Origin of the sequence: Microcoleus sp. AR_TQ3_B6 (assembly GCF_036702785.1) — a bacterium.
Lineage (GTDB): Bacteria > Cyanobacteriota > Cyanobacteriia > Cyanobacteriales > Microcoleaceae > Microcoleus.
The window spans coordinates 13,202-25,508 of the sequence record NZ_JAUBVJ010000009.1 but is presented as its reverse complement, the minus strand read 5'-3'; the positions used below and the strand labels follow the sequence as shown (position 1 = coordinate 25,508).

Below are 12,307 nucleotides of genomic sequence, written 5' to 3'. Positions count from 1 at the left end.
TCCATAGAACAAAGAATCGCGGATATTTGGCAATGCGTCGCCATTGCTTTGGCAATGCTTGCGATCGCCCTGAAAGTATTCGCAATGACAGTATAACGTAATTCGGTAACAGCGAATCGAACCGCTCGCTCGAGCAATCGATAGACCTATTAAACCTCGCTCGCAGGAAAGTCAGCAATTATTTACGCGCGTAAACCGAAGCCATTGTGGCGAAAATCTAGGAAACAATTATCATAAAGCAAAGATTCCAATTATTTAATTTGTCCACAGGAAGCGGCACGCACCGCCCCGCTTTCCTCCCCCACCAGCTTTGTATCTCGGACGGGGGTCTCCAGCGGAAAGACAAATGAGTTACTGCACCAATCCCCATTGCCACAACCCCCAAAATCTCGATCGCGCGACAATCTGCAAAAGTTGCGAGTCGAACTTGCTGCTAAAAGGTCGCTACCGAGTCTTTCACACCCTCGGTCAAAGTCTCAGTTGCCGTACCTTCTTAGGTGTCGATGAAGACCAACCTTCGCAACCCCGCTGCGTCATTCAACAGTTCTGCGGCTCATCCTGGGCTGCAGACGGTCCTCACCAGCTAAACCGGACATTTCTAGGCTCAGCCGAGCGGCTCGACGAGTTGGGGAAACATCCTCAAATACCGAAACTGCTGGCATTTTTTGAAGTCGAAGGCTGCCAGTATTTAGTGCAAGAATACATCGAAGGCCTCAATTTAGCCGATCGGCTTTCCGAAAAAGGTGTTCTTAAAGAAATTCAAATTTGGTATCTGCTGAGCGAATTGTTGCCAGTCCTGCAATTTGTTCACGACAATCAACTGATTCACCGAGATATCAAACCGTCCAATATTATTCACCGCAAATCTCCCCAAGCATCCCCAGCTTTGGCAGTCCGAGAACCTCTGCATTCGGTGTCCGGGGAAGGTGGTCGAGGGCTAGTTTTAGTGGATTTCGGCGCGGCAATTCCTGCCAACAGCGGACCGCTCAAAACAGAAACTGCGATGGGTTCTGCCGAATACGCGGCCCCGGAACAAATTAAAGGTCAAGCGATTAAAAGCAGCGACATCTACAGTTTGGGCGTCACTTGCATTCACTTGTTAACGGGAATGTCTCCCTTTGATTTGTTTGACATCAAAGCCGACACTTGGGCATGGAGGCATTATTTGAAAGTACCAGTTTCGGCGCGACTCGGCCGCATCCTGGATAAAATGGTGCAGCGAGAACCATCAAAACGCTATCGCTCGACCCAGGCAATTCTCACAGACATGAAATACGGCCCGGCACCGGTAGACGTGATTCTCGGCAAACCCAAGTGGACTTTGGCCGTGTGGGGAGCAAGTACGGTTGCCCTGCTGTCCGTAGTGCTGGGTTCTCGCTTGCCATCTCCTGCACCGCAAGCTTTCACTTCTTCTGAGCCTGTTTCTAGCATTCCCGAAATTCGGTTCAATCCGCCCCCGATGCAGGATTTCAGGGGTGAGGCATCGCCGTCAGAGCCCGCAGTGCGAACTCTGGCGGATCAAGACAAAAATCCGGTTTGGGCGGTAGCAGTCGCTCCCAACGGTCGCGTGATTGTCAGCGGCAACAACGACGGCACAATTCACCTGCTGCACAAGCGTCAGGGCAAGCTGCTCAAGGTTTTAGCAGGACATTTGGGGCCGGTGTGGTCGGTGGCCGTCAGTCCCGACGGCAGGACGATCGCCAGCGGCGGCGTTGACGGTACGATTAAATTGTGGAATTTCTATTCGGGCAAGTTAATTCGGACTTTGGACGGACACACAGACGGGGTGTTCTCGGTGGTTTTCAGTCCCGACGGAGACAAGCTGGCCAGTGTCGGTAAGGACAAAACTTTGAAGCTGTGGGAAGTTGCAAGCGGGGTCGAGTTGGAAACTCTCAAGCGGGTTTTTGACGAGGTGCAGTCGGTGGCTTTCAGTCCCGATCGACAAACTTTGGCGATCGGCAGCAGCGACGGTAAGATCAACCTGTGGAACTGGCAGACTGGGGAATTGAAAGAAACTCTTTGGGGTCATTCCGAGGGGGTTTGGTCTCTGGCCATCAGCCCGGACGGTCAAACTCTCGCCAGTGGCAGTTGGGACAAGACGGTGAAGTTGTGGGATATCAGCCCCAACAATCAGTCCCGGCACGCCAACGGTTCTCTGCAGCAGACTTTGATCGGCCATTCTGACAAGGTTAAGTCCTTGGCTTTCAGTCCCGACGGAGACAAGCTCGCCAGCGCCGATTTGAGCGGGACTATCAAGCTGTGGCGGATGGGTTCCGGCGAAATGGCGGGTACTCTGAAGGGTCATTCTACTTGGGTGGAATTGGCTTTTAATCCTCAGGACAAAACTCTGATCAGCGGCAGTTTTGACGACACGATTAAGGTCTGGCGGCTGTCTCCTTGATTTTGGCGATCGGCCGGAGTTAGATATACACTTTTAAGAAAGGACAGTCTCAACAAACTCTGATTGGGTGGTGTGGCTGTCTTTTTCTTAGGTCATATCATTTCCGGTTACACCCCAATGATGTTGACGGTTGACTGTTGACTGTTGACAGTGAACAGTGAACTCTAATTTACTATTCCGATGCTAACGGATTTGATATCAACCTTCATATATAACCTTTCTCAGTTAGAAATAAAAAATAATATCATTTGGGGTAAATTACCCATAATAAAAGTCGTTTGTAGTAATGACTTTAGTCTTTATTAGCTAAAAGCTTTAACAAAGGACTCTTCTTCCTCACTACAAACTTATGATGCTTAGATCGCCGGACATCATATAATATCATGTCCGATCGATTAACCATAATATCCCGGTCGGGGCGGGTTTTTGAGATAGTCAATTATTGGCAGGTATTGTTGGTGAATCCCCCTACAAAAATCGCGGTCGCTCGACCGGACATGATATAACCACTGACTAATAAGTAATGACTAATGACTAACAACTAATGACTAATAACTCATAACTAATAACTAATGACTAATGACTAAAACCAAATTCCCGATCGCCTTTCCGCTTTCCTGCATTTCGTGGGCGGCGGCAATCTCGTCTAAAGCAAACCGACCAGCAATAACGTGGCGCAAAACTCCTGCTTTTAAACAAGTTGTAATATCTTCTGCAGCTTGTTGATGCGCTGCTTTGTCGATCATATAAACTAGCACGTAATGTACGGTAAGATTTTTGTAAATTAAGGAGTACACTGGAATTTGAGGCGTTACATCCGAATCCGAAGCATAGGTGGCGAGCGTGCCGTTGCGTTTGAGCGCTTTTAAATTAGTTTCCAAATTGCTAGCAAAGTCAACTTCAATTGCGCGATCGACTCCTTCCCCTTTCGTAATTTCTTTGATGCGCGCCGCCACATCTTCGGCTTTGTAATTGACAATATAATCCGCTCCGGCAGCTCTGGCAATTTCTGCTTTTTCCGCCGAACTTACAGTCGCAATTACAGTTGCTCCGCCCCATTTGGCTAATTGAATCGCATAATTTCCCACAGCACCCGCGCCGCCCGTAACTAATATTGTTTTCCCCGTAACAGCACCATCTTTAAAAACGCAATTGTGAGCTGTCATTGCGGGTACTCCCAAACAAGCACCTTCTACAAATTCTGTATTATCTGGCAGAAAAACCGCTTGTTCGCTGGGTACAACCACATATTCCGCCGCCGTACCCAATCGGCGGGCCACTGTAGCTTCATAAATCCAAACACGTTCGCCAATTCGTGACGGCGGCACGCTTTCTCCTACTGATTCAATTATTCCTGCACCGTCGTTGTGGGGAATGACTCGCTGGTGTCGCATTTTGAGTCCGCCCCAACCGCTGCGCTGCTTGACATCGGAGGGGTTAATGCCGGATGCGTGTACTTTAATCAGCACTTCACCTGCACCCAATTCGGGAACATCCATTTCGCCAATTTTGAGGACATCTTTGGCGTTGCCGATTTGTTCGTAGTAAGCAGCTTTCACTGTTGTTTTCTCCTGATGTTTTTAATCTTCATAAACGCGCCCCCCGTTACTTTAAGCAAGGCCGCCGTTAACGCGGATATTTTGTCCGGTAATCCACCGGGCTTGTTCGCTGCACAAAAAAGCCGTCAATCGATTTTAGATTTTAGATTTTAGATTTTAGATTGACCCCACGGATAAATGCTCTTTCTTGAGGATTTTAGATTTTAGATTTTGGATTGATTCCACGGATAAATCACGTGGCGGGTACCACCTTTGAAATTCTTGGTCATCTCGGCAATATCTTCAACTTTTCCGAGTCTTCCCAAAGCAGTCATTTGGGTAAATCTTTGTATTTGTTCGGCGGTTTTGCCGACTGTAAAGAGTTCTGTATCTGTTGGACCAGGAGAAATTACATTGACTGTAATTTGGCGATCGCCCAATTCCTTAGCCAGCGATCGAGTTAGCTGTTCCACCGCGCCTTTTGTCGCCACGTAAACTCCGTAAGTTGGCAGTAGCATCGCCGTTGTCGAACTGGAAAAATTAACAATTCTTCCTCCCTCCGCCATGCGTTTAGCAGCTTCTTGACAAGCAAAAAACGTGCCTTTGACGTTAATTGCAAAAAGATTATCAAACTCTGCTTCGGTAACTTCGGCTAGAGGTTTGTAAAGAATTACTCCTGCATTATTGACTAAAATATCGATTTGTGAAGAGGTTTCCTGAGTGCGATCGAACAAATCGCGAATTTCTGCGGTTTTACTGACATCGGCTTGCACGGCTAATGCTTTGCCGCCCGATGCTTCAATCGCTGACACAACATCTTTAGCCTGCTGTGCGCCTCTGGCGTAGTTGACGACAACCGCTGCGCCTTCTTGGGATAATCGGAGGGCGATCGCGCGTCCAATTCCTCGCGATGCACCAGTCACAATTGCCACTTTTCCTGCTAGTGATGCCATGAGATTTCCTCTGCAATTAGCATTGATGCTAGTTCAAAATAATCATACTATTTTTTTCCGCATTCCGGTACACAAACAAATTGAAAATATCACACAGTCAGAATATTCCTAGAAATCGCGCTTGCTAACTAACAGTTGTGGTAAAGTAGTCTCGGCTTTTAAAGTAAAATCTATGACTGTAAATTCCGAGTTAGCAGAGCAGTATTTGTCCGCAGGCGATACCCTCCAGAAATCAGGAAAACTTGAGGAGGCGATCGCTCAATATCAAAAAATACTAGCCCTGAAGACGGATGAGGCTGTTGTACACAGCAAGATAGCAGAAATTTATTACGCGCAACAGAAATATGTAGAGGCGATCGCCTCCTGTTACCAAGCACTTCGCAAGCAGCCCACTTTCGTCGCCGCCTACAAAACTCTAGGCAATATCCTGCAAGCCCAAGGCAAAATAGACGCAGCAATTCGCGCCTACTCAAAGGCGATCGAATTTGACCCTAATTTTGTCGAAGCCTATGTTAATTTGGGCAGTATGTTTTACAAACAAGAGCGGCTAGATGATGCCATAATGTACTATCACAAAGCTATTGCTATTCAACCAGATTTAGCCCCAGCTTATTGGAATTTAGGCAAAATTTTGGAACAGCAAGGGCGAATCAATGAAAGTTTATTTTATCAGAAAAAAGCTCTAGATTTACAGCCGGAGTTAGAAGCATTTAAGTAAAAAATAAGACTTAGTGGAAGAGGAATGTTATAGTCGGAATAATTCAATCATTAACCATGCAAGCTGGCTCGACATGGAAATTAACCAGAATCTGCTCGAATTGCTAACGGCTAAAGTACGAGAAACTGTTGCCGACACCCAAAACTTAGCCAACGAAGTCGCTGCTAAAGTTGAGGAAAGTGCAACTGTATTAACGGCGTGGGTACAATCAGCGCCAAGTTCAATGGTTAGTGCTGGGGCGATCGCCTCTCAAGAAGCTTTCAAAATAGCACATAACATCCGTTTTGAGAACCTGCCAACAAAGCTGCAATTCAAATTTGCTAGGGCTGGGGTGCGTGACGGAATGCGAAATGTGCAAGAAGCAGCAAAAGTATTTGAATCTATACCCGCCCAAATTCGCGCCCAAGGGCCAGAAGCCATTCGCAAATTCTGTCAAGATAAAGATTGGAGTCACATCCAAGCGCACGTCAATGGAGGCCCAAGCGAAGCTGCTAACGGGATTTTTGAATATTTTTGGGTGAATCGTGCTCGCGGTGGTAAAGACATGACTGCTGCAGAATTAGCAGTCGCTAAGCAAGTTTTAGCGGATGCAGCGTTTAAAGCAGCAGTTGCGGAAATCGTGGGGGCTGCAATGAAAGGGGCGATCGCCGCCGCAGTAATTGAGTTAATATTTTCTATCTTAGAAAACTCGCTATTGTGCGTGGAAGGGAAAATTACCCAGTCAGAGTTAGTGGAACAAGTCGCCACCGCCACCGCCAAAGCTGGAATTGCTGGCGGTGTTGTTACTGGCATTCTGTTAACACTGTGCATGATATTTCCCCCGATTGCCGCGCTTTTAGGTGCCGCAGCGATGCCCTTGGCGGTTGCAGGTATTGGTTTTATGGGAATTCGCGCCTGGGAAATCTTTTGTCAGGGCGATCGACTATTTGGTATTACTGAAAAAACACAAAAATTTCTGGGGATGACTGAAGGGACAACACAAGCAAAACTCTAATCAGAATCTTGACTTTTTCAAGAAGTCGAGGTTTTTGGTATTCTGATGATTGGGAAATATAAATATGTAGTTAAACACAAAAACAATCTTAGAAGAATCTGAATTGTAGGGGCGGGTTTTACCAACCATAATAGCCTAAGACTAATAATATCATAAACCCGCCCGCTCCCATGTAATGTTTATTTATACCCACTTACTTAATATGGATTCAGTAGAAAAAACTCAAGATCAGCAGCATCCGCAATACAAGCGCGATCGAGCCACCGTCGATACTTTATTAGCCTCAGAAGCAACCGACTACAATTTATCGGAATTAGCAAGATTAATAATTCGCTACCGAGGCTTTCCCGGCGCTAGAGATATTCAATCAGACTTAAAAAAAGTCCTGCAACAATGGAATCATACCGAAGAAACTCTTTACGAACAAACCCGTAAAATTCACGCCCAAGGTGAAGTTTATAGAAAGCAAAAAAGCGATCAAGAAGATTGGGTATAACTTGAGAAACCGGGTTTTTGGCAGTTTCTGCGGGCTGTAAGGCGTCTTCTCGTAAAAAAAAACCGGTTTCTGACGAGCCGTGCGTCTACGACTATTCAAGTGCATTGCGATCGCCTCAAGTCAAACTCAAAGGCGATCGCGCTTAATTCCACTCAAGTATGTCCGTAAAGCCCGGGCTAAAGAAACCACCTTGCAACAAAAACATTTGCCGTAATATCGCTGTGAGCAAGCGCTTGAACCATACCCAAATAGCTAGTGCCGAGGTTAATTGCCGCAGCACTGACAGCAACTCATCCATTCAGATTCAAACTTACAGCTTCATTAGTTTCTAACCACTAAATCGCCCGTACTGCTCTTTATTGACAAGCTACCCTCGTAAAATACATCCCACAACTCGGGCAGGATGTCCAGCCTCCTGTGCTGGGATCGAATTGCAAGGTACCCCTGTTGCTCCCATTTGCAACTTGGAAGTTCACAGCCTTTCCATATCCCCTCAACCGACAAAATGTATCTGCCCCCAATTGGCGTGCGCTAGGATCTAGCCCATTGGCACCTTTTAGCGCTACATCAATTGGGATACCATTTTCACCGACAGGATTTTCAAAAAGGCGGATGCCACTGTTACTTGCAATTGGCGTTGAAGTTGGTGATGGCTGTGGTGAACCTTAGCTAACCGGTTTTGGTAATTGGCACCAGGTAAACTCTAAATCATTCAAAGCAGTATCATCTCCCCTTCCTTGCTGATCTTCAACTTTGGCGCGAACACCACAAATTGCCGAATTCGGCGGACCTGTTAACCAATCTCGTGTCCAATTTCCCCATTGACCTCCACCAGATGCTTCAATTACAGTGCTATTACTACAGCCAAAAGCTACAGAATTTGCTGCTGTATCATCACCATTGCCTTGTTCTGGTTCTACTTTCAGTTTAAAGGCCACTGCATAAGCTCCTTTCGAGCAATTAGCTCCTTCACCCCAATTCCCCCAAAATCCCGGATGCGGTACAATCCGCTCGACCATATCTCCAGCACGATTGTAACAATATAAGGCAACAGCATTGAGTGCAGTATCGTCGCCCCCACCTTGCGGTGGTTCAACCCTCATCGAATACCCACCAACGTAGCTACCAGCAGGGCAATAAATTGCGGTAGACCATCCTCCCCAAGGTGTGGCATTAGGAGCATTTTTTACGCCAGTAATGTCATTACGAAAAGAAGCAGCACTAGCCGTCAAAGTGGTAGTTATAAGAGAAAGCGCTAAACCGCTTACAACCCACACATTATTTTTCATAACTAAACCTCTCACTTTTGAGATCCTCGCCGACAATCAGGCACGGTGATTCCAAGAATCACTTCTTGAACCTTTCTGTTTCTTAGCAGCGGGCTCCACCCTCAAGGAGATTTAGTCTTATGCTCGCTCCACAGACTAACCCCGCAAGAGAAAGCGGTTTTATCTGTCGAATAGCAACAAAAATTTTTGTTGTTTGATTCTAGGGGCAGAGTGCCCATAGCCAAGTCATCTTTTCCCGGTCTACCGATTTTTCTTCCCCGTTGCAGTCATTGCAAGCTTTGGAGACGCGGGTTTATGTCTCCATCGTGGCGGCGGCTGGGTCATTCACCAATTATATTGTAACACAAAGCCGTCCTAAAAGGACGGGGTTTATACCCAATTTTTTGATGCTGTGATTTAAGTTCCCGACTTTTTAAAAAAGTCGGGAATCGTGGTGCTCTCTTTTTGGTCAACAGTCAACAGTTAACTATCTTCAAACCATCTCTGGCGAAACTTGCATTGCCGGCTGCGGCTGGAACTGGAACAGCGAATAAACCACATTGCGGCGGATATCCGTCATCATGTCCAAAAACAGCTCGTAACCTTCTGTTTTGTACTCGATCAGCGGGTCTTTCTGCCCGTAACCGCGCAGCCCTACAGACTCGCGCAAAGCATCCATTTGTTGCAAGTGTTCCCGCCACAAAGTATCAATTTGCTGCAAAATAAAGAACCGTTCCGCATCGCGCATCAATTCAGCTCGGATTGCATTAACTTCCGCTTCTTTCATGTCGTAAGCATTGCGGACTTGTTCGTGCAAGAAAGTTTTAATTTCCTCAACGGACAAATCTTCTAGCTGATCCGGTGTCATGTCAGCCAGCAGATAAACAAATTCCTTCACCTTGCTCACAAGTTTGTCGATTTCCCATTCTTCCGAAGGTAAATCGGGGTTGATGTATGCTCCCACGATGTCATCCATCGTCTGTTCCGCATATCTAATTACCTGTTCCTTGGAGTCCAAACCTTCCAATACTCGGCGGCGTTCCGCATAGATTGCTCGACGCTGATTGTTCATCACTTCGTCGTATTCAAATACCTGCTTGCGGATATCGTAATAGTAGGTTTCGACTTTTTTCTGAGCGCCTTCGAGGGAACGAGTCAGCATTCCAGATTCGATCGGCATATCTTCCTCAACACCGAAAGCCTTCATCAAGCCGGCCACCCGTTCGCCGCCAAAAATCCTGAGCAAATTGTCTTCCAAACTCAAGAAAAACCGCGTTGAACCCGGGTCACCTTGGCGTCCCGCCCGGCCGCGCAACTGATTGTCGATCCGGCGCGATTCGTGGCGTTCGGTACCGATGACGTGCAAGCCTCCCAACTGCACCACTTCATCGTGTTCGGTGCTGGTAAAAGCATCGTATTCCTTGCGAATTGAATTGTAAGCTTCCCGCAATTTTTGAATTACCGCGTCTTTTGTCGGCGCTTTTTCCGAAGCTACAGCCACGATATCATCGGCTTGCAATTCCGAGAGCGATCGCTCGCCGTACTCTTTCACCGCGAATTCCACCGCCGCCTTGAGCATTTGTTCGGCATTTTTCGATAGCTGCGTCGGGAAAATCTGCGCCGAAGCTTTCCAAGACTTTACCTTTTTCGTAGTCGGAGCAAAACCTTGAGCTGCGGGGCGGCCACCAATACCCGGCACTTGGACCACCGAAAACCCGTCGTCATCCTCGGGTTGCACGATTCGGGGCATAAAATACTCCCGCAACTTGAGGCGCGCCATGTACTCAGAATTACCGCCCAAAATAATATCAGTACCGCGTCCCGCCATGTTTGTCGCGATCGTCACAGCGCCTTTGCGTCCGGCTTGAGCGATAATTTCTGATTCCCGCTCCACATTTTCCGGTTTAGCATTAAGCAAATTGTGAGGAATTTTCCTCTCCTGCAGCAGCCGCGACAGCAACTCCGACTTTTCCACGCTTGTAGTACCCACCAGCACCGGCCGGCCCATATCGTGCATTTCCGCGCATTCTTGGGAGATGGCATTCCACTTTCCAGCCTCAGCCTTGTAAACCATATCCGAAAGGTCTGTGCGGCTGGTAATGCGGTTAGTGGGAATCAGCGTCACTTCCAGATTGTAAATCTTCTCAAACTCGGTCTCTTCAGTCTTTGCCGTCCCAGTCATCCCCGACAGCTTCGGATAAAGCAAAAAGAAATTCTGATAAGTAATCGTCGCCAGCGTCTGAGTTTCCGGCTGAATTTCCGCCCGTTCCTTAGCTTCGATCGCCTGGTGCAAACCGTCACTCCAGCGCCGTCCCGGCATCACCCGCCCGGTAAACTCATCGACAATCACCACTTCGCGATCGGGAGTGACGATGTAGTTAATATCCTTAATAAACAATTCCTTGGCTTTAATCGCATTAAAAATGTAATGCGCCCAAGGGTCAGCCGGGTCGTACAAATCCGTAACACCCAACAACCGCTCAGCTTCACCAAAGCCTTCATCGGTCAGTAGCACATTCCGAGCCTTTTCGTCAACCTCGTAATGTTCTTCATTTTCCTTTCTCAGAGCAGCAGCTACCTCAGCCGCCCGGATATACTTCTCGCTGGGGCGTTCCACCTGGCCGGAAATAATTAAAGGCGTCCGTGCTTCATCAATCAGCACCGAGTCAACCTCATCAATCACGCAGAAATTAAAAGGACGCTGCACAACATCTTCCATGACAGTAGCCATGTTGTCGCGCAAATAATCAAAGCCGACTTCGCTGTTAGTGGCGTAGGTAATATCGCAGCTATAATTTTTCTTGCGTTCCACCTGATCCATGCCCTGCTGAATCAGTCCCACAGTCAATCCCAGGAAGCGGTGGACCTGTCCCATCCATTCTGCGTCGCGTCTGGCGAGATAATCGTTGACGGTGATGATGTGTACGCCTTTACCGTTGAGGGCGTTGAGGTAAGCCGGCAGCGTCGCCACGAGAGTTTTGCCTTCACCGGTTTTCATTTCGGCAATTTGGCCTTTGTGCAGGATAATGCCCCCGAGGAGTTGGACATCAAAGTGGCGCATTCCTAAAACCCGTTGTCCTGCTTCCCGCACCACTGCAAAAGCCTCGGGCAAGATTTCGTCTAGGATCTCTTTCTCTTCGTTGAGAGATTTAGCTTTTGCCAGACGTCCTTTAAACTCCGCCGTTTTGCCTCTGAGCTCGTCGTCTGAGAGTGCGCGGAAGTCTTGTTCCAAGATATTGATATCAGCTACCCAAGGCTGAAATTTTCTAAGTTTGCGCGCGTTGGGGTCGCCTAGCAGATTTTTAAACATGGCAGGAGAGGCAGATTTTTAATAATTTAGCTATTAGCTTTCAGGGTTACGGGCTGTAGTGTTAGCCACAACATATACCCTCCCCGATTGTAGCAACCATTGGCTCTCCTGGGCCGTCGGTGCGGGCAACCGACCGATTTTGGATTTTCGATTTTAGATTTTCGATTGAATAATCGATCGATTTTGGATTTTCGATTTTGGATTTTCGATTGAATAGTTGACCTGTGTTCCGGTTTATTAAGGGGATGGAGGGCCCTAATCGTCAAACAGCAGACTGACCGCATTTTTGGTGAAAAGTCCGGAAGGGCGAGCGATCGATTTTAGATTTGAGATTTTGGATTTTCGATTGAATAATTGAATTCTGTTCCCGGTGATTAAGGGGTTCGAGGGGCCTAAGCGTCAAACAGCAGAGTGACCGATCGCATTTCTGGTGAAAGTTCCGCAAGTGCGAGCGCGTTTTAATCGAAAATCGAAAATCGAAAATCGAAAATCGATTGACTTGTGTTCCGGGTTATTCAGGGGTTCGAGGGGCCTAACCGTCAAACAGCAGACTGACCGATCGCATTTCTGGTGAAAGTTCCGCAAGTGCGAGCGCGTTTTAATCGAAAATCGAAAATCGAAAATCGAAA

9 protein-coding genes are annotated in these 12,307 nt (G+C 47.4%); 5 read left to right on the top strand and 4 right to left on the bottom strand.

Going from position 1 to position 12,307, the window contains the following annotated elements; all coding sequences use genetic code 11:
• Nucleotides 1-346: 346 nt before the first annotated feature.
• Nucleotides 347-2,401 (top strand): serine/threonine-protein kinase, encoded by a 2,055-nt coding sequence (locus tag QUB56_RS06755; RefSeq protein WP_332954267.1) that lies wholly within the window; start codon nucleotides 347-349, stop codon nucleotides 2,399-2,401.
• A 569-nt stretch (nucleotides 2,402-2,970) separates the two neighbouring features.
• Here QUB56_RS06755 and QUB56_RS06750 read toward each other — a convergent pair.
• A complete protein-coding gene (locus tag QUB56_RS06750; protein ID WP_332954265.1) occupies nucleotides 2,971-3,960 on the bottom strand; it encodes an NADPH:quinone reductase in 990 nt (329 codons plus the stop codon).
• Between the two features lie 203 nt (nucleotides 3,961-4,163).
• Nucleotides 4,164-4,892 (bottom strand): SDR family oxidoreductase, encoded by a 729-nt coding sequence (locus tag QUB56_RS06745; RefSeq protein WP_332954263.1) that lies wholly within the window; start codon nucleotides 4,890-4,892, stop codon nucleotides 4,164-4,166.
• 172 nt (nucleotides 4,893-5,064) lie between these two features.
• Between QUB56_RS06745 and QUB56_RS06740 the strand changes: the two genes are divergently transcribed.
• The 4 genes from QUB56_RS06740 to QUB56_RS06725 all read left to right on the top strand — a co-directional run bounded on the left by QUB56_RS06740 (nucleotide 5,065) and on the right by QUB56_RS06725 (nucleotide 7,246).
• Nucleotides 5,065-5,610: a tetratricopeptide repeat protein gene (locus QUB56_RS06740; protein ID WP_332954261.1), complete on the top strand. Its 546-nt coding sequence runs from the start codon at nucleotides 5,065-5,067 to the stop codon at nucleotides 5,608-5,610.
• A gap of 73 nt (nucleotides 5,611-5,683) precedes the next feature.
• Complete coding sequence (locus QUB56_RS06735; RefSeq protein ID WP_332954259.1) at nucleotides 5,684-6,604, top strand: hypothetical protein; 921 nt, start codon at nucleotides 5,684-5,686, stop codon at nucleotides 6,602-6,604.
• A 202-nt stretch (nucleotides 6,605-6,806) separates the two neighbouring features.
• Nucleotides 6,807-7,100, top strand: coding sequence for a DUF3288 family protein (locus tag QUB56_RS06730; protein WP_332954257.1), 294 nt, complete (start codon nucleotides 6,807-6,809; stop codon nucleotides 7,098-7,100).
• Nucleotides 7,101-7,117: 17 nt separating this feature from the next.
• Entirely contained in the window at nucleotides 7,118-7,246 is a 129-nt protein-coding gene (locus QUB56_RS06725) for a hypothetical protein (RefSeq protein ID WP_332954256.1), read from the top strand.
• A gap of 519 nt (nucleotides 7,247-7,765) precedes the next feature.
• Here the strand turns inward: QUB56_RS06725 and QUB56_RS06720 are convergent.
• Together QUB56_RS06720 and secA are read right to left on the bottom strand one after the other, a co-directional pair.
• Complete coding sequence (locus tag QUB56_RS06720; RefSeq protein WP_332954255.1) at nucleotides 7,766-8,389, bottom strand: hypothetical protein; 624 nt, start codon at nucleotides 8,387-8,389, stop codon at nucleotides 7,766-7,768.
• Nucleotides 8,390-8,861: 472 nt separating this feature from the next.
• Entirely contained in the window at nucleotides 8,862-11,678 is a 2,817-nt protein-coding gene (gene secA / locus QUB56_RS06715) for a preprotein translocase subunit SecA (RefSeq protein ID WP_332954253.1), read from the bottom strand.
• Nucleotides 11,679-12,307 lie beyond the last annotated feature (629 nt).